Here is an 18,566-nt window from a genome sequence, read left to right on the forward strand (position 1 = left end):
ACGAGAGTTTATACGGCAGGGAATACTAGACGCACTCAATCCCCATGCCAGACTCAGGCGAGTACGGAGCCGGGCAGATTCAGGTGCTCGAAGGACTAGAAGCGGTCCGAAAGCGCCCGGCGATGTACATCGGTTCTACCGACGCACGGGGTCTCCACCACCTCGTCTACGAGGTCGTGGACAACTCCATCGACGAGGCGCTCGCCGGCCACTGCGACGAGATCACCGTCACGCTCCACGACGACGGCTCGGTCAGCGTCGAGGACGACGGCCGCGGCATCCCCATCGACACGCACGCGGAGTACGACCGGCCGGCCGTCGAGGTCATCCTCACCGTCCTCCACGCCGGCGGGAAGTTCGACAACAAGTCCTACCAGGTCAGCGGTGGCCTCCACGGCGTCGGCGTCTCCGTGGTGAACGCCCTCTCCGAGCAGCTCGCGGTCGTCGTCGACCGCGAGGGCGGGCGCTTCCGCGAGCGCTTCGAGCGCGGCGAACCCGTCACCGACCTCGAACGCATCACGGACGTCCCCGACGACCAGACGGGGACGCTCATCCGCTTCACGCCGGACTCGGAAATCTTCGAGACGACCGAGTTCAAGTTCGAGACCCTCGAGAGCCGCCTCCGCGAGCTCGCGTTCCTCAACAGCGGCGTCACCATCACCCTCCAAGACGAGCGCGAGGGCGAGGACGGCCGCGAGACCTCCTTCCACTACGAGGGCGGCATCCGCGAGTTTGTCGAGTACCTCAACGAGTCCCGCACGGCGCTCCACGAGGACGTCATCTACCTCACCGGCGAGGAGCAGGACGTGCAGGTCGAAATCGCGATGCAGGCGACCGACGACCTCCAGTCCTCGACGCACGCGTTCGCGAACAACATCAACACCCGCGAGGGCGGCACGCACCTCACGGGGTTCAAGACGGCGCTGACGCGCACGGTCAACGACTACGCGAGCGAACACGGCCTCCTGAAGGAGCTCGACGGCGAGAACCTCAAGGGCGAAGACATCCGCGAGGGGCTCACCGCCGTCGTCTCCATCAAGCACCCCGACCCGCAGTTCGAGGGGCAGACGAAGACGAAGCTCGGGAACTCCGAGGTTCGGGGCATCGTCGAGTCCACCGTCCACGACGGCCTCGGAACCTACTTCGAGGAGCACCCGGACACCGCCGAAGCCGTCGTCGAGAAGGCCGTCGAGGCCGCGAAGGCCCGGAAGGCGGCACAGAAGGCCGAGGAGCTGACGCGCCGGAAGAACGCCCTCGAGTCGGGCGCGCTCCCCGGGAAGCTCGCCGACTGCCAGACGCGCGAGCCCGAGGACGCCGAGCTCTTCATCGTCGAGGGCGACTCGGCGGGCGGCTCCGCGAAGCAGGCCCGCGATCGGGAGTTCCAGGCGGTGCTCCCCATCAAGGGGAAGATACTGAACGTCGAGAAACACCGCCTCGACCGCATCCTGGAGAACGACGAGATCCGCGCGCTCATCACCGCCGCCGGCACCGGAATCGGCGAGGAGTTCGACATCGAGGAGCTGCGCTACGACAAGATTATCTTCGCGACGGACGCCGACGTCGACGGCGCGCACATCCGCACGCTCCTCCTCACGTTCTTCTACCGGCACATGCGCCCGCTCCTCGAGGGCGGGCATGTCTACGCCATCCAGCCGCCGCTCTACCGCATCCGCTATCGCGGCGAGACCTACGACGCGATGACGGAGGAGGAGCGCGATGCGATCATCGAGGAGCAGTGCAACGGGAACCCGAGTCAGGTCCAGCGCTTCAAGGGCCTCGGGGAGATGAACCCCGAGCAGCTCTGGGACACCTCGATGAACCCCGAGAACCGCGTCCTGAAGAAGTTCACCGTCGAGGACGCCGCCGAGGCCGACCGGATGTTCAGCGTGCTGATGGGCGACGCGGTCGGCCCGCGCAAGCAGTTCATCCAGGAGCACGCGACGGACGCCAAATGGGTCGACATCTAACTGTCTCACTACCGCTATGAGTTCCGAATCACCTGACGTACCCGACGACGACGTCGCACAGCGCGTGAAGAACGTGCGCGTCGAGGAGGAGATGGAGCAGTCCTACATCGACTACGCGATGAGCGTCATCGCGGGTCGTGCCCTCCCCGACGTGCGCGACGGCCTGAAGCCCGTCCACCGGCGCATCCTCTACGCGATGCACGAGGCGGGCGTCAGCAGCGGCTCCGCACACCGGAAGAGCTCGTCCATCGTCGGCGAGACGATGGGTGACTACCACCCGCACGGCGACTCCGCCATCTACGACACGCTCGTGCGGATGGCCCAGCCGTTCTCGATGCGCGAGCCGCTCGTGGACGGCCAGGGGAACTTCGGCAGCATCGACGGCGACCCGCCGGCGGCGATGCGCTACACGGAGGCGCGCATGGCGCCCATCGCCGAGGAGTTGCTCGCGGACATCGACATGGACACGGTGGACTTCGAGGCGAACTACGACGGCCGCCTCGAGGAGCCGTCCGTCCTCCCCGCGTCGTTCCCGAACCTCCTCGTGAACGGCTCCTCGGGTATCGCGGTCGGGATGAGCACGAACGTCCCGCCGCACAACCTCGGGGAGGTCATCGACGCGACGGTCCATCTCATCGAGAACCCGGACTGCTCGATTCCGGACCTGATGGAGCACGTGCCCGCGCCGGACTTCCCGACGGGCGCGAACATCGTCGGCCGAAACGCCATTCGGAAGGCCTACCAGACGGGTCGCGGGCGCCTACGGGTCCGTGCGGAGTACCACGTCGAGGAGAACGACCGCGGGAGCGACTCCATCGTCATCACCGAGCTCCCCTATCAGCAGAACAAGTCCCGCCTCGTCGAGCGCATCGCGGAGGACGTGAACGACGGGTCGCTTGAGGGGGTTCGCGACCTGCGCGACGAGTCCGACCGGGACGGTATCCGCGTCGTCGTCGAGCTGAAGTCGAACGCGAACACGGACATCGTGGAGAACCACCTCCTTGAGTCCCACCTCGAGCGGACGTTCGGCGTCATCAACCTCGCGCTCGTCGACGGCCAGCCGGAGGTCCTCACGCTGAAGGAGATGCTCGAGCACTACCTTGAGCACCGCAAGACGGTCGTGCGTCGGCGCTCCGAGCACGAGCTCGCGGAGAAGGAGGAGCGCGCACACATCCTCGAGGGCCGCCTCCGCGCGCTCGAGAACGCCGAGGACGTCGTGGAGACGATTCGCGACGCCGCCGACCGCGACGCCGCGCGGGCCGCGCTCAGCGAGACCTTCGACTTCAGCGAGTCGCAGGCCGCGCACATCGTCCGCATGCAGCTCGGGAGCCTCACGTCGATGGAGGCCGCCGAGATCGAGGACGAGTACGAGGAGGTCACCGCGCGCATCGAGCGCCTCGAGGAGATCCTCGGCGACGAGAGCGAACTGCTCGGCGTCATTGAGGACGAGCTGCGCGAGCTGAAGGCGGAGTACGCGAACGAGCGCCGGACGCGCGTCATCGAGAGCACGGGCGAGGTGACGGACGAGGACCTCATCCCGGAGGAGCGCGTCGTCGTCACGCTCTCCGAGGGCGACTACATCAAGCGCACGCCCGTCGAGACGTTCACCCGCCAGCACCGCGCCGGGAAGGGCGTCATCGGCACCGACCTGAAGGAGGGCGACCGCGTCTCGACGGTGTTCACGGCGTCGACGCACGACTACCTCCTCTGCTTCACGGATCAGGGGCAGGTCTACCGCCTGAAGGTTTATCAGGTGCCGGAGATGTCCCGGACGGCGCGCGGCACGTCGGCGGTGAACGTCATCGACCTCGACGACGACGAGGAGATTTCGGCGGTCGTCACCGCCGACGACCTCGACTTCGACTCCGACGAGGAGTACCTCACGATGGCGACCCGCGACGGCTACGTGAAGCGCACCGCCGTCTCGGAGTTCGCGAACATTCGATCCTCGGGCATCCGTGCCGTGAAACTCGAGCACGGCGACGCGCTCGTCGACGTCGAGGTGACGGACGGCGACGGCGACGTGATACTCGGCACCGAGGACGGGATGGCGATCCGCTTCGACGAGTCCGAAGCGCGGCCGATGGGGCGTTCCGCGCGCGGCGTACGCGGCGTGAAACTCGAGGACGGCGACCGCATCGCGGGCGTCGCCGCCGCGTACGACGGGGACGAGCGCGACCTCCTGACCGTCACCGAGTACGGCTACGGGAAGCGCACGGCCCTCACCGAGTACCGCCGCCAGTCCCGCAACGGGAAGGGCCTCGTCGACATCAAGACCGGCCAGCGCAACGGCCGCGTCGCGAGCGTCCACGTCGTCGACGACGACGACGAGTTCGTCGCGATGAGCGAGGACGGCCAGATCATGCGCGCGCCCGTCTCCGAGGTCTCGGAGTACGGCCGGAACACGCAGGGCGTCACCGTGATGGACCTCGAGTCCCACGACCGCCTCGCCGCCGTCGACGTCTTCACGCCCGACCCGGCGGACGACTAGCGGCACTCACGTAGTTCTTTGTACCTCCACCCGTAGTGGGTGCGTATCGTGACCACGACACAGCGACGACTGCGTGCGGTCGGCGGCGGCGTTCGGGGGACGGAGCACGGGGGCGGCCGTGCGTGACGGCGCGCGGGCCCTCATCGGCCTGCTCGCCGTCGCGCTCCTCGCGGCGGTACTGCTCTTCTCGGGCGGTTTCAGCGCGCCGGACGCACCCGAACCGAACGCGAGCGTGAGCGTCACCACGTACACGACCGCCGACGACGTCGAGGTGCTGACGGTGAACGTGAGCGCGATGAGCGACGCGGAGGCGGTCCGACTCGTCGGGCCGCGCGGCGACGTCGTCGACGAGACGGCTCGCGCGAACGCGACGCTCTACGCGTACCCCGCGCGCACGGGGACGTATCGGGTGCTCGCGGTGCGCGGTGGGGAGACGCGGACGGTCCGCTCCGTCTCGCACGCCTGCACGGGCTTCTGCCCGGACGTCGTCGTGGACGCGGCCGGGCCGCCCGGCGTGACGTACACGGACCTCGCGCTCGCGGCGTGGCACGCCCACCCGGGCGAGACGCTCTACGTGCGCAACGGCACCTACTACGAGACGTACGTCGGCCTCGGCGTGCGCGGGCAGGTGCTCGACGGCCTCAGCATCGTCGGGCAGTCGCGCTCGGGCGTCGTCATCGAGGGCGACGTGAACGCGACTCAGCGCGACCTCCTCTACGTCGAGTTCGCGGAGAACGTCTCCGTCTCGAACCTGACGCTGCGCGCGGACGGCGACAGCGGCCTCACGACCTACGGGTCGAACACGACCGTCTCGAACGTCACGGTGACGAACGTCGGGTCGAACGCCCTCCAGGTGTTCGCACCCGCGACGGTCCGCGACGTGCGGGCGACGGGCGCGGGGAACATCAGCCTCTACGTCGGCGGCGCGGCGAACGGGACGACCGTCCGCGACGCGCACCTCTCCGGAGGGATGGTCGGCGCGTACCTCGCGGCGAACGCCACCGACGTCTCGTTCGCGCGGACGGCGTTCACGAACGCGAGCCGCCACGGCCTCTACGTCGAGGGGGACGCGACGGCCGTCGGTCTCACGGCCGCGAGCTTCTACGGGAACGGCGAGGGCGCGGTCTACAACGCCGACGCCGTCGGCGTCCTCGACGCCACCGGTTCCTACTGGGGCGCGACGAACGTGACGGCGGACTGCACGCCCGTTCCGGCGCGCCTCGACCCCGACCCCGAGCGCGTGAACGCGTCGAACCCGCGCTGTGCGCCGTGAGGACGACACTCGTCGGGCGCGACGGACCGGCCACGCATCGACGTGGGGCCACGCATCAACGTGGGCGCGGCCCGCCACGGCCGGAGCATCGTTGCGGGAGCGGACGCGGTCGCACGCGGCCACACGAGCGCGCTCGGGCGCGCCGTCGGCCGGGAGCACTCAGAGGATGCGCTCGCCGAGCGCGCTCGCCGCGAGCTCGGCCGCCATCTCGGCCGTCTGATTCGACTGGTCGAGGATCGGGTTCACTTCCACGAGCTCCATCGAGCGCAGGACGCCGTCCTCGGCGTCGCGGCGCGCGACGGCCTCGAGCGCCCAGTGGGCTTCCCGGTAGGTCGCCCCGCCCCGGACCGGCGTCCCGACGCCCGGCGCTTCGTTCGGGTCGAGCCAGTCGAGGTCGAAGGAGACGTGGACGCCGTCGACGCCCGCGCTCGCGACGTCCAGCGCCTCCTCGACGACCGCGCTGATGCCGCGCTCGTCGATGTCCGACATCGTGAACGCCGTCACGTCGCTCTCGTTGATCGCCTCGCGCTCGTGCTCGTCGATGTCGCGAAGGCCGACGAAGACGACGTTCTCCTCGCGCAGGCCGTCCGCGCGCGCCCACGTCGCGTCCGCGAACGACCCCTTCCCGAGCGCGGCCGCGACCGGCATCCCGTGGACGTTCCCGGAGGGACTCGTCTCCGGCGTGTTGAAGTCGCCGTGCGCGTCGAACCAGACCGCGCCCACCTCGGCGTCGCGCGCGGTGCCGGCGAGCGACCCGATGGCGATGCTGTGGTCGCCGCCGAGGACGAGCGGGAATTCGCCGTCCGCGAGGCTGTCGGCGACGGCGTCCGCGAGCGTCCGGGAGACTTCGCGCGTCTCGCGGAGGAACTTCGCCTTCCCGACGGTGGGCTGTTCGCGGTCCGGGTCGCGCTCCTCCGCGCGCGGCACCGCGAGGTCGCCGGCGTCGTGGACGGTCGCGCCCGTCGCCTCGATACCGGCCGCGAGGTCCGCGTAGCGGATGGCCGACGGCCCCATGTCGACGCCGCGCCGGTTCGCGCCGTAGTCCGAGGGTGCCCCGATGATCCGCACGTCTCGAGTCATGCACGGAGATGGGTGCGGGCGCGGCTAAAAAGCGGCGGGCTCGATGTGCTCACGCCTCAGCGCGCTCGGCGTTCGCGTTTTCGCGACGCCTCCCTACCGGTCGTCGTCGCGGTGCTCACGGGTCGTCTTCCCGTTCGCTCGTTCGGCGCGGCTTCGCTGCGCTCAGTCCCGCCGGTACGGCTCACAGACCAGCTCGACGCCCTCCTCGAAGCTGATTTCGGGCTCCCAGCCGGTCGCCGACTGTATCTTCGAGATGTCGGCCTTCGTGTGGTAGACGTAGTTGTCGAGCGGGACGGGTTCGTACTCCGGTTCGACGTCCGTGCCGAGCGCGTCGTTGATCAGCTCGATCATCTCGTTGAACGAGTAGCTCTCGCCGGTGCCGAGGTTGTAGACGCCGTCGAGTTCCTCCTCGGCGGCGCGCACGAGGCCGGTGACGATGTCGGAGACGTGCGTGAAGTCGCGGGTCTGCGAGCCGTCGCCCCAGAGGACGGGCGACTCGCCGCTCGCGATCTGCTCGGTGAACTGCGAGACGGTGTTCGCGTACTCGCCCTTGTGTTCCTCGGCGCCGCCGTAGCCCTGATAGACGGAGAAGAAGCGCATCCCCGCGAGCGTCAGCTCGTCGTAGAAGTTCGAGTAGTACTCGGCGTAGCGCTCCCGACCCAGCATCGAGGCGTCGTAGCCGGTGGCGGCGTCCACGGGCATGTCCTCGGGGCAGGGGTCGGTCTGACTGCCGTAGATGGAGGAGGTCGTCGCGTAGACGAACGTCTCACAGCCCGCGTCGCGGGCCTGCTCGACGACGTTCACGAACCCCTCGACGTTCACGCGCGCGCCCTGCCGGGGGTTCTCCTCGAGCATCTGCCGCGAGGAGAGCGCGGCGAGGTGGAAGACGACGTCGACGTCGGTCGGGAGGTCCTCGTCGAGGACGTCGGCCTCGACGTACTCCACGTCCGAGTCGAGGTTCTCCGGGGTGCCGAGGTAGCCGTTGTCGAGCGCGACGACGTCGTTGTCCTCGGCGAGGCGGTTCGCGAGGTTCGAGCCGATGAAACCGGCGCCGCCCGTGACGAGGACGCGTTTCCCGTTCATACGCGTCGATTGCACCCGGCCGACGAAAATCCATCGGATATGTGACGGGAGGGGGTCGAGGAACCTACGCGACGTCATCACGTCTCAGGGGTGCTGAGAGTGGTCGTTCGATGGCTGACTCGGACGAGAATCGACCGGACGGTCGGTAACTCGGGGGCGACGCGTCTCCGGAGAGGTACGTATTCGGGGGTTTTATGCGCTCGCCAGCCCTATTGTCGACAATGTCATCGATCGAACTCACGCCGAGTCAGAAGACTATCTTGCGGGCTCTCGTCGACCTCTACACGCAGCAGGAGGAGGCCGTGAAGGGCGAGGACATCGCCGAGGAAGTCGACCGGAACCCCGGCACCATCCGCAACCAGATGCAGAGCCTCAAAGCCCTCCAGCTCGTCGAGGGCGTCCCCGGCCCGAAGGGCGGATACAAGCCGACGTCGAACGCCTACAAGGCGCTCGACGTCCAGGAGCTCGACTCCGCCGCCGAGGTCCCGGTCTTCCACGACGGCGAGGAGCACGAGGGCGCGAACGTCCAGGAGATCAGCCTGACGAGCGTCCACCACCCCGACCTCTGCCGTGCGGAGATCCACCTTCGCGGGAGCGTGCGCGACTTCCACGAGGGCGACCACGTCCTCGTCGGCCCGACGCCGCTCTCCAAGCTCGTCGTCGAGGGCACCGTCGACGGGAAGGACGACACGGGCAACGTCCTCATCCTCAAGATCGACCGGATGGAAGCCCCCGCTGAAGCGCCCGAGCACTAGCTGACTCGGCAGTCGTCTATTTCGTCGTCTCTCTCTCGCCGCATTCCAAAGGCTTTGTATTCCAGGGACGCAGACCCCAGACCATGGCTACCAGAGTCGTCGTTCTCGGCGCCGGCTACGCGGGCGCCGGCGCGGTCAAGTCGCTCCAGAAGCATCTCCCCGAACGCGCCCAACTGACGTGGGTCGCGGAGAACGACTACCACTTCGTCCTCCACGAGTCCCACCGCATCATCCGCGACGCGAGCGTCAAGGACAAGCTCTCCATCCCGGTCGGCGACATCAAGGACCCCGAGACGGAGTTCGTGCAGGGCGAAGTCGCCGACGTCGACGTCGACGAGCGCGTCGTCTCCCTCGCCGACGACTCCACCATCGAGTACGACTACGTCCTCGTCGCCATCGGCTCGGACACCGCGACGTACGGCATCGAGGGGATGGACGAGCACCCGCTCACCCTCAAGAGCCGCGACGACGCCGTCGAGATCCACGAGCAGGTGAAGGAGGCCGCGCGCGACGCCACCCGCGACGACCCCGCGCAGGTCGTCATCGGCGGTGCCGGCCTCTCGGGCATCCAGTCCGCCGGCGAGGTCGCGGAGTTCCGCGACCGGAACCACGCCCCCATCGACGTGACGCTCGTCGAGGCACTCCCCGAGATCTTCCCGCCGGGCAACGCGGAGATCCAGGGCGCGCTCCGCCACCGCCTCGAGGAGCGCGACATCGACATCCTCACCGACGACCCGATCACGAAGGCGACCGAGGACGCCATCGAGTTCGACGAGCGCGACGCCCTCGACTACGACGTCTTCCTCTGGACGGGCGGCGTCACCGGCCCCGCCGAGCTCGGCGACGTCGACGTCGAGAAGGAGCATAACCGCCTGAAGGCGGGTTCGAACCTCCAGACGGAGGACGAACGCGTCTTCGCCATCGGCGACGACTCCCTCATCGACCAGGGCGAGAACCCCGCGCCGCCGACCGCGCAGGCCGCGTGGCAGTCCGCCGAGGTCGCCGGGAAGAACATCGCCGCAGCCATCGAGGGCCGCCCGCTCGAGCGCTGGACGTACGAGGACCAGGGCACGCTCGTCAGCATCGGCGAGACGGCGGTCGCCCACCAGGTCTCCTTCGAGGGCTTCGACAGCCCCGTCGAGACGTTCGGCGGCCTCCCCGCGAAGACGCTGAAGAAGGGCGCGGCCGCCCGGTGGATCAACAAGATCACCGGCCCGAAGCGCGTCGCCGACGCCTGGAACGTCCTCTGATCCGGGTCGGCTCACTGCGTGCCGGAACCGTCACCTGAAAACCACGGTCACCCGTAGCGGGCGCCGTGCTCCGCAATCGGACCGCCGCTCTCTTCGTCTACTGCGCGCTCGCGTGGGGCGGCTCCTTCGTCGCCATCAAGGTCGGTCTGGGCGCCGTCCCGGGCGCGCCCGTCTTCTTCGCGGCGCTTCGTCTCCTCACCGCGTCCGTCGTCATCCTCCCCGTCGCGGCCGTCCTCGCCGGGACGGGCGACCGGTGGATTCCGCGCTCGCGCGGCGACCTCGCGGTCGTCGCGTTCGGCGCACTCTTCATCACGGGCGGGGCGAACGCCCTGCTCTTCGCCGGCCAGCAGTCCGTCACGAGCAGCGTCGCGTCCGTCCTCTTCAGCCTCAATCCGGTCATCGCGACCGCGCTCGCGGCCGTCGTCATCCCCGAAGACGGCCTCTCGTGGAATCAGGTCGCGGGCGTCCTCCTCGGCATCCTCGGCGTCGCCGTCGTCGCACAGCCCTCGCCGAGTACCCTCGGTGGCGCGCACGTCGTCGGCGAGCTCCTCGTCTTCGCCTCCGCGCTCTTCGTCGCCATCGGGAGCGTCGCCAGCCAGCGCTATCCCGCGAAGATCGACACCGTCGCGAGCACCGCGTGGTCGCTCTGCCTCGGCGGCGTCCTCCTCCTCCCGACCGCGTGGCTGCTCGGCGAACCGTTCACTCTCGCGAGTGCGACGCCGACGTTCTACGCGGCGCTCGCCTACCTCGGCGTCGTCGCGACGGCGGGCGCGTACGCCGCCTACTTCACGCTCATCGCCGAAATCGGCGCGACGCGGACGACGCTCGTCTCCTACTTCGTCCCGCTCGTCACCGCCACCCTCAGCGTGGCGTTCCTCGGCGAACCCGTCACGCTCGCGCTCGTCGGCGGCTTCGCGCTCATCGTCTGTGGATTCCTCCTCGTCAACCGGCGCGCCATCGCGCGGATGGTCGCCTGAGCGGACGGGTCTCCTCGGCGCGCACGTTACTCCTCGACGCCGAGCGTTTCGGGCGTGATGGTGTCGGGGAGCAACTCGCCGAGCGCGTACTCGCGCAGGCCGTCGCCGGTGTCGCAGTAGACGGGGAACTCCTCGGCGCAGAACTCCGCGAGCGTCTGGCGACACCGCCCGCAGGGCGTGACGCCGTCGCGCGCGGCGGCGGAGACGACGAGGCGCGCGAACTCGCGGTGGCCGTCCGCGACGGCTTCGGCGATCGCGACCCCCTCGGCGTGCAGGGTGTTCGAGAAGTTCGCGTTCTCGACGTTACAGCCGACGTAGACCGACCCGTCGGCGGTCTCGATGGCCGCGCCGACCGCGTACTCCGAGTAGGGGACGTAGGCGTTCTCGCAGGCGTCGCGCGCCGCCTCGAGCAGGGCGTCGATATCGGATTCGGTGTCGTCGCTCACGGGTCGGCGTTCGCGCGACACGAAGAAAAAGGCGTGTCTTTAGCGGTCCTCGCCGGTGTCGTAGTGCTCGCCGGAGGCCTCCGGAACGCGCGTGCGCCCGAAGAGCGCGAGCACGATTATGACGGTGACGTAGGGGATGGTGCGGACGAGCGGGCGCGGGACGTCGAAGACGTCGAGCGCCTGCAGGGTGAGTTGGACGGCGTCGAGGCCCGCGAACAGCATCGTCGAGAGGAGCGCGCCGATGGGGTTGTAGTTCCCGAAGAGGAACGCGACGATGGCGATGAACCCCTTCCCGTTCACCATCGTCGGGCCGCTCCCCGTGAACTGGCCGATGCTGAGCGAGAGCGCGGCGCCGCCGATGCCGGCGAGGACGCCGGAGAGGACGACGGCCGCGTAGCGCACACGGTGGACGTTCACGCCCGCCGTGTCGAGCGCTTTCGGGTTCTCGCCGCTCGCGCGCACCCAGCGCCCGAACGTCGTCCGGTTCAGGACGTACCAGGAGAGCGCGACGACGAGGAACATCAGGTAGACGAACGGCGTCGCGTCGAAGAGCGCGCCGACGAACGGGAGGCCGGCGAGCGACGTCCCAGTCCCGGGGATGGTCGCGGTGAGCACGTCGCTGAGGACGGGAATCCCCATCTGCGTGACCGTCTGCACCGTCTGGACGCTGTCCGTGTTCGTGCTGCCGTAGATGACGGAGGACGCGAACGGCGCGAGGCCGAGCGCGATGAGCCAGACGGCGAGACCGGCGATGATCTGGTCGGCGCGGTACTTGATGCAGACGACGGCGAAGAGCGCCGCGAGGAGCGTGCTCGCGACGACGCCGCCGAGGACGCCGAGCGCGAGGCTACCGGTGACGTCCGTCATCCAGATGGCGCTGAACGCGGAGATGATGAGCAGGCCCTCGAGGCCGATGTTGATGACGCCGGCCTTCTCGGAGAAGATGCCGCCGACGGCGGCCAGCGCGATGGGGACGGAGAGCCTGAGCGTCGCGCCGAGCGTCGACTCCGAGAGGAGGACGCCGACGAGCGCACCCGCTTTCGAGCCGGGGAAGGCGACGCCCGCGACGACGAGCGCGACGAGCGCGAGCGTCACGACGCTGATGGAGAGGCGCTGGACGAGGCCGCGCTCGCCGAACCAGCCGGCGGCCCGGCGGAGCGTCGTCGCCACGGGTCCGGTGGACGACCCAGACTCACTCATCGTCACCACCTCCGACGCCGCCGTCGGTCGCCATCGGCGCCCCGTCGCCGGCGACGGGGCCGACGACGCGGCGGCCGATCATGCGGAAGAACTCCGGCATCGCGACGAAGAGGATGATGAGGCCGCGCAGGACGCCGACGAGCTCTGGGGGGACGTTCGAGCCGACCTGCACGACGATGGACCCGCTCTTCAGGACGCCGAAGAGGAGCGCGGCCGCCGCGACGCCGAGCGGGTTGTTCCCCGCGAGGATGGAGACGGTGATGCCGTCGAAGCCGTAGGAGGGGACGCCGGTCTGGAAGTTGCCGAGGATCATGAGGACGTAGACGGCGCCGCCGACGCCGGCGAGCGCGCCGGAGAGCGCCATGCTGGAGACGATGGTTCGTTTGGCGTCGACGCCGCCGTACTCGGCGGCCTGCGCCTGCAGGCCGCTCGTGCGCAGGTCGTAGCCGAAGGAGGTGCGCGTGAGCAGGAGCCAGACGCCGACGAGCGTCAGGAGGCCGACGCCGAGCGCGATGAGCGAGAAGTCGTCGCGCGCCCGGAAGAGCGCGGTCGGGAAGAGCGCGACGTCGGGGAGCGGGACGGTCTGGTTCGCGACGCTCTCGGTGTCCTTGAACCAGTTCGGGTCGCCGACGAGGAAGAGCGCGACGGACGTCGCGACGAAGTTCAGCATGATGGTGGTGATGACTTCGTTCGCGTCCGCGTACGCCTTCAGCGCGCCGGGGAGCGCGCCGTACGCGCCGCCGGTGAGTGCGCCGACGAGCAGGCCGAAGGTGACGAGGACGACGGTGGTGGCGACGCCGAAGCCGGCGACGAGGGGGGCGACGGCACCCACGACGACGGCGGTGGCGAGCGCGCCGAGGACGAGCTGGCCCTGTGCGCCGATGTTGAAGACGCCCGCGCGGAACGCGAGCGCGACGGCGACGCCCGTGAAGAGCAAGACGGTGGTTTCGGCGAGCGTCGTCGCGACGTTGCCGTTCAGCGGGTCCGCGAGGAAGTCCCCGAACGCGCCGAAGAAGAGCTTCTCGTAGACGCCGATGGGGTCGTAGCAGAAGCCGACGCCGACGTAGGTCGTCGCGGCCGTGCTACAGGACGTCATCCGGCCGGCGACGAGGACGATGACGAAGCCGATAGCTATCGAGAGGAGGAGCGCGGAGGCGCTGATGAGGAAGCGCTCGAAGCCCGAGGCGCGGACGAGGCGCTCGAGGGCCGCACGCGCCCGGTCGCGCGCGCTCATCGCGCCACCTCCGTCTCGGCGGCGGACTCGGCGTCGAACCCGTCGGGGTACTCGCCCGCCATCAACAGCCCGAGCTCCTCTTCGGTGACGTCATCCGGTTCGACGACGGCCATCAGGTCGCCCTCGTACATCACGGCGAGCCGATCTGAGAGCCCCTGCACCTCGTCGAGCTTCGAGGAGACGAGGAGGACGGCGCGCCCCTCGTCGCGCAGGTCGAGGAGGCGCCGACGGATGAACTCCGTCGAGCCGATGTCGACGCCGCGCGTCGGATGCGTCGCGACGACGAGACGGGGGTCGCGCTCGAACTCGCGGCCGGCGATGAACTTCTGCTGGTTCCCCCCGGAGAGCGCCGCCGAGCGCGCGTCGACGTCCGGCGGCCGGACGTCGTACGTCTCGACGACGTCTTCGGCGTGCTCGCGGGCGCTCCCCCAGTCGATCTGGCCGCGCTCCGCGAACGGCGCGGCGTGCTGGCTCCCGAGGATGGCGTTCTCCACGAGGTCGAAGTCCATCACGAGCCCGCGCTCCTGTCTGTCCTCGGGGATGTACGCCATCCCGCAGTCGATGCGCTCGCGTCGCGGCGTCTCCGTGACGTCCGCGCCGTCGAAGGAGACGGTTCCGGACTCGGCGCTCCGCAGGCCCGTTATCGCCTCCACGAGCTCCGACTGGCCGTTCCCGTCGACGCCCGCGACGCCGAACACCTCGCCCTCGCGCACGCCGAAGGACGCGCCGGTCACTGCGGGGACGCCCCGGTCGTCGCGGACGCTCACGTCCTCGACGGTGAGGACGGGGTCGCCGGGTTCGGCGTCCGATCTCTCGAACTGCATGTCGACCTGCCGGCCGACCATGTACTCCGCGAGCGCCTCGCGCGTCGCCTCCGCCGCCGGGACGCTCGCGACGTGCTTCCCGTCCCGGAGGACGGTGATGTCGTCGGCGGCGTGCATCGCCTCGCCGAGCTTGTGCGTGATGAAGATGATCGTCTTCCCCTGCTCGGTGAGCTCCTCGATGACGTCGTAGAGGTCCTCGACCTCCTGTGGGGTGAGGACGGCCGTCGGCTCGTCGAGGATGAGGACGTCCGCGCCCCGGTAGAGCGCCTTCAGGATCTCGACGCGCTGCTGGACGCCGACGCTGACGTCCGCGACCGTCTCGTCGGGGTCGACGTCGAAGCCGTAGCGCTCGCTCAGCTCGCGGACCTCGCGACGCGCGGCGTCGCGGTCGACCGCGAGCCCGCCCCACTTCCGGGGTTCGTTCCCGAGGACGATGTTCTCCGCGACCGTCATCGGGTCGACCAGCATGAAGTGCTGGTGGATCATGCCGACGCCGGCGTCGATGGCGTCGCGCGGCGAGTCGAAGTCCCGCTCCGTGCCTTTGACGACGACGCGACCCGCCGTCGGCTCGTAGAGGCCGTAAAGGACGTTCATCAGCGTCGTCTTCCCCGCGCCGTTCTCACCGAGGAGGGCGTGGACCGTTCCCGTCTCGACCTCCAAGGTCACGTCGTCGTTCGCGACGACACCCGGGAACCGCTTCGTGATGCCGTCGAGTCGAACCGCCAAATCACTCATTGTGTGCGTGCAGAATGTGGAAATGTGTATGCCGCCGTCGCCGCTATGGGCGACCTGTTCAGGCGTCGTTCGGGTCGGTCGGGACGTCGATGTCGCCGTCGATGATGGACTGGCGGGCGTCGGCGACCGCCGTCTTGACGTCCTCGGGGATGTCGCCGCCGAGCTCGTCGCCGTAGACGCAGGCGACGCCGCCGTCCTGCAGGCCGAGCGTCGTGGTCGACCCGCCGTTGAAGTTCTCGTTGACGACGTTCTTCACGCAGTTGTACACGGCGGTGTCGACGCGCTTGACCATGCTCGCGAGGATGACGTCCGCGTAGCTCGGCTTCGTGAGCGACTGGTCGCGGTCGACGCCGATGGCGAAGCGGCCCTTCTGCTGGGCGGCCTGGAAGACGCCGGTGCCCGTGTTCCCGGAGGCGTGGTAGACGATGTCCGCGCCGGAGTTGTACATCGCGAGCGCGGCTTCCTGCCCGCCCGAGGGGTCGTTGAAGCTCCCGACGTAGGACGTCTGGATGTCGACGTCGTCGTTCGCGTACTTCACGCCGGCCTTGTAGCCGGCCTCGAACTTGCCGATGAGGTCGCCCTCGACGCCGCCGACGAAGCCGACGTTCGTCGAGTCGGACTGGGTGGCGCCCGCGCCCGCCTCGAAGCTCATCGTCGTGAGGTGGCCGGCGAGGACGCCGGTGAGGAAGGAGCCCTCGTGCTCCTGGAAGACGTAGCTCGCGACGTTGTCGCCCTCGACCGTCGAGTCGACGATCTGGAACTGCTGGTCGGGGTACTGGGAGGCCGACTCGGAGAGCGCGTCCGCCTGCAGGTAGCCGATGCAGGAGACGAGGTCGTAGTTCGGGTCGGTCGAGCTCGCGAACTGCTGCTGGTAGTTGCTGAACTGCGAGACCTCGTCGGGCTCGGCGGACTGGTACGCGATGTCGAGCTCCTCGACGGCCTGCTCGATGCCCTGCTTCGCCTGGTCGTTGAACGACCCGTCGCCGGTGCCGCCCGTCCCGTAGACGAGGCCGATGTTCGCCGCCGCTTCGGCTTCGGTGGTCGTCTCGCCGTCCGACGTCTCACCGCTGGTCGTCGTCGTCTCGGAGCCGCCACCGTCCCCGGAGGGCCCGCCCGAACAGCCCGCGAGACCGGTCAGGCCGGCGACGCCGAGCCCGCCGGTCACCTTGACGAAGTCGCGACGGTCGAAGTTTGACATTGTTGGAATTACCTTCGGGGGAGAAGGTATAAAAGCATCGAAGGGGCGCACGCACGTTTATATCTCACAGAAACAGCACGTATTTTCTAGAGGTTCGTGAGATGTCGACACACGTCGAGGTTATGGCGACGGCGTCCGACGCCCGTCACACACGAGACGGACGCGACCTCACTCACGCGCCGCCGCGACGGCGTCCCGCACTACGGCCGTCACGTCGTCCACGAGCGCGTCGACGTCGTCGCTCTCCGCGTAGACCCGCACGTACGGCTCCGTGCCGGACGGGCGGACGAGCGTCCACGCGCCGTCCTCGAACGTGAGGCGGACGCCGTACTCCGTCGCCACCGTGGCGTCCGCGAACGCCGCCGGGAGGTCGGTCTCGAGCGCGTCCATCACGGCCGCCTTCAGGTCGTCCGGGCACTCCACGGAGACCTTCCGGTAAGGGCGCTCGGTGACCGGGTCGCGCAGGGCGTCGAGTCCGCCCGCGTCCGCGACGAGGCGCGCGAGCACGGCGGCGGACGCCACGCCGTCGATCCACCCGCCGAACTCCGTGTGGATGTGCTTCCACGGCTCCGCCGCGAAGACGACGTCGCCGCCCCCGCGTCGCGCCTCCGCGATGCCCTCGTGGAGCGCGCCGAGTCGCACGCGCTCGACGCGCCCGCCGGCGTCGGCGACGCGCTCGTCCACGCGCGCGGAGGCGTTCGGCGTCGTCACCACGACCGGGTCCGCGACGGCGCTCGCGCGCGTGTAGTGCTCGGCGAGCATCGCCACCACCGTGTCCTCGTGGACGACCCCGCCCGACGGGCCGACGACGACGATGCGGTCGGCGTCGCCGTCGTGCGCGAGGCCGAAATCGGCGTCGCCGTCCGCGACGAACGCCCGCAGGTCGCGCACCGTCTCCGGCGTCGGCTTGCTCGGCCGGCCGGGGAAGTGCCCGTCGACGTTCGCGTTCAGCGTCACGACGTGCGCGCCGAGCTCGCGGAGGACCTGCGGGGTGGCGACGCTCGCCATCCCGTTCCCGCAGTCGACGGCGACAGTCAGGCCGTCGCAGGGCGCGCCGTGCTCGCGCGCGTAGTCGGCGACGGCGTCGCGGTAGTCCGCGAGCACCGACCCCTGAGAGCGCTCGCCCCACTCGTCCCAGCGCGCCGGCTCCGCGCCCGCCGCGACGGCCGCCTCGATGTCGGCCTCCTGTGCGTCGTCGTACTCGGTGCCGTCGTCGAAGAGCTTGATGCCGTTGTCCTCCGGAGGGTTGTGCGAGGCGGTGAGCATCACGCCGTGTCGCCCCCGGGAGGCCCACGCGAGCGCCGGCGTCGGCACCTGCCCGAGGACGGTGACGTCAGCGCCCGCCGACGTCAGGCCGGCGGCCATCGCGGCGGCGAGCGCGTCCCCGGTGACGCGGCCGTCGCGCCCGAGGACGAACGCGTCCGCGTTCCGGCCGGCCGCCCGCCCGACTCGCAGGGCGAGCTCCGGCGTCACCCGGCCCTGTGCGCTCCCGCGAATGCCCGCCGTTCCGAAGAGGTCCATACTCGGGTGTGCGTCGCCCGAATCAAAGAGCCACCGCTACAGCTCGACGCCCCCCGGGATGAGGCTGCGACCCCGGAGGAGGTCGCCGTCCGCGCTGTAGACGAGGAACGTCTCCTTCTCGTAGGTGAGGACGCGCTCGCCGTCGACGGAGACGACGACGCGATAGCTGCCGTTGACGTCGTCGCCGTCCTCGCGCTCGCCGTACGCGCGGGCCGCGTCCACGAAGTCGAGGACGTCCGCCGCGTCCTCGTCGAGTTCGAGGAGGAGCGAGCCGGTGACGCGGTCGGTGACGGAGACGACGCCGGTCGCGTCGGGGTCGTCCGGGTCGCCGCGCAACCGGAGCGTCACGTCCGTCTCCTCGGCGGACAGGTACTCGCCGTCCGGCCCGAGGAGGCGCTCCTCGAGGTCCGTCCGCGAGCCGTCGAAGTCGATGGTGACGGTGGGCGGCCGCGCGTTCGTGTCGTCGCTGTCCTCGACCGTGACGTCGAGCGTGAAGTCCTCGCGCCGCATCTGGATGTGGACCACGCTACAC

General features: G+C 69.6%; 15 protein-coding genes. 6 read left to right on the plus strand and 9 right to left on the minus strand.

The window, feature by feature from the left end; translation table 11 throughout:
- Positions 1-44 precede the first annotated feature (44 nt).
- From gyrB to EFA46_RS09545, 3 genes are all read left to right on the plus strand, one after another.
- Positions 45-1,967 carry a DNA topoisomerase (ATP-hydrolyzing) subunit B gene (gene gyrB / locus EFA46_RS09535; protein WP_123076344.1) on the plus strand — a complete coding sequence of 641 codons (1,923 nt, stop codon included), beginning with the start codon at positions 45-47 and terminating at the stop codon, positions 1,965-1,967.
- Positions 1,968-1,983: 16 nt separating this feature from the next.
- A complete protein-coding gene (gene gyrA, locus EFA46_RS09540) occupies positions 1,984-4,458 on the plus strand; it encodes a DNA gyrase subunit A (RefSeq protein ID WP_123076342.1) in 2,475 nt (824 codons plus the stop codon).
- A gap of 118 nt (positions 4,459-4,576) precedes the next feature.
- Positions 4,577-5,731 (plus strand): right-handed parallel beta-helix repeat-containing protein, encoded by a 1,155-nt coding sequence (locus EFA46_RS09545; protein ID WP_123076340.1) that lies wholly within the window; start codon positions 4,577-4,579, stop codon positions 5,729-5,731.
- Between the two features lie 159 nt (positions 5,732-5,890).
- On the opposite strand, the gene rocF is transcribed toward EFA46_RS09545, so the two are convergent.
- Together rocF and EFA46_RS09555 are read right to left on the minus strand one after the other, a co-directional pair.
- On the minus strand, positions 5,891-6,811 hold the full coding sequence (gene rocF, locus EFA46_RS09550; RefSeq protein ID WP_123076338.1) for an arginase: 921 nt from the start codon (positions 6,809-6,811) through the stop codon (positions 5,891-5,893).
- Positions 6,812-6,973: 162 nt separating this feature from the next.
- Positions 6,974-7,894 (minus strand): NAD-dependent epimerase/dehydratase family protein, encoded by a 921-nt coding sequence (locus EFA46_RS09555; RefSeq protein ID WP_123076336.1) that lies wholly within the window; start codon positions 7,892-7,894, stop codon positions 6,974-6,976.
- Between the two features lie 221 nt (positions 7,895-8,115).
- Here EFA46_RS09555 and EFA46_RS09560 point away from each other — a divergent pair, with 221 nt between their 5' ends.
- The 3 genes from EFA46_RS09560 to EFA46_RS09570 all read left to right on the plus strand — a co-directional run bounded on the left by EFA46_RS09560 (position 8,116) and on the right by EFA46_RS09570 (position 10,876).
- A complete protein-coding gene (locus EFA46_RS09560) occupies positions 8,116-8,649 on the plus strand; it encodes an Rrf2 family transcriptional regulator (RefSeq protein WP_123076334.1) in 534 nt (177 codons plus the stop codon).
- Positions 8,650-8,732: 83 nt separating this feature from the next.
- Positions 8,733-9,899, plus strand: coding sequence for an NAD(P)/FAD-dependent oxidoreductase (locus tag EFA46_RS09565; RefSeq protein ID WP_123076332.1), 1,167 nt, complete (start codon positions 8,733-8,735; stop codon positions 9,897-9,899).
- A gap of 65 nt (positions 9,900-9,964) precedes the next feature.
- On the plus strand, positions 9,965-10,876 hold the full coding sequence (locus EFA46_RS09570; RefSeq protein ID WP_123076330.1) for a DMT family transporter: 912 nt from the start codon (positions 9,965-9,967) through the stop codon (positions 10,874-10,876).
- Positions 10,877-10,902: 26 nt separating this feature from the next.
- Here the strand turns inward: EFA46_RS09570 and cdd are convergent, their stop codons facing one another.
- From cdd to EFA46_RS09605, 7 genes are all read right to left on the minus strand, one after another.
- Positions 10,903-11,298: a cytidine deaminase gene (gene cdd / locus EFA46_RS09575; protein WP_123077391.1), complete on the minus strand. Its 396-nt coding sequence runs from the start codon at positions 11,296-11,298 to the stop codon at positions 10,903-10,905.
- Between the two features lie 63 nt (positions 11,299-11,361).
- Positions 11,362-12,522 carry an ABC transporter permease gene (locus EFA46_RS09580; RefSeq protein ID WP_123077389.1) on the minus strand — a complete coding sequence of 387 codons (1,161 nt, stop codon included), beginning with the start codon at positions 12,520-12,522 and terminating at the stop codon, positions 11,362-11,364.
- Positions 12,515-13,756 (minus strand): ABC transporter permease, encoded by a 1,242-nt coding sequence (locus tag EFA46_RS09585; protein WP_123076328.1) that lies wholly within the window; start codon positions 13,754-13,756, stop codon positions 12,515-12,517. The genes EFA46_RS09580 and EFA46_RS09585 overlap by 8 nt, the downstream gene beginning before the upstream one ends.
- A complete protein-coding gene (locus EFA46_RS09590) occupies positions 13,753-15,315 on the minus strand; it encodes an ABC transporter ATP-binding protein (protein WP_123076326.1) in 1,563 nt (520 codons plus the stop codon). The genes EFA46_RS09585 and EFA46_RS09590 overlap by 4 nt, the downstream gene beginning before the upstream one ends.
- Before the next feature lie 58 nt (positions 15,316-15,373).
- On the minus strand, positions 15,374-16,513 hold the full coding sequence (locus EFA46_RS09595; RefSeq protein WP_123076324.1) for a BMP family protein: 1,140 nt from the start codon (positions 16,511-16,513) through the stop codon (positions 15,374-15,376).
- A gap of 168 nt (positions 16,514-16,681) precedes the next feature.
- The gene (locus EFA46_RS09600; RefSeq protein ID WP_123076322.1) at positions 16,682-18,034 is read right to left on the minus strand and encodes a phosphomannomutase; all 1,353 of its coding nucleotides are present in this window, start codon (positions 18,032-18,034) and stop codon (positions 16,682-16,684) included.
- A gap of 36 nt (positions 18,035-18,070) precedes the next feature.
- On the minus strand, positions 18,071-18,544 hold the full coding sequence (locus tag EFA46_RS09605) for a DUF5793 family protein (RefSeq protein WP_123077387.1): 474 nt from the start codon (positions 18,542-18,544) through the stop codon (positions 18,071-18,073).
- Positions 18,545-18,566 lie beyond the last annotated feature (22 nt).

The organism is Halarchaeum sp. CBA1220, from assembly GCF_003721175.2.
Classification (GTDB): domain Archaea; phylum Halobacteriota; class Halobacteria; order Halobacteriales; family Halobacteriaceae; genus Halarchaeum; species Halarchaeum grantii.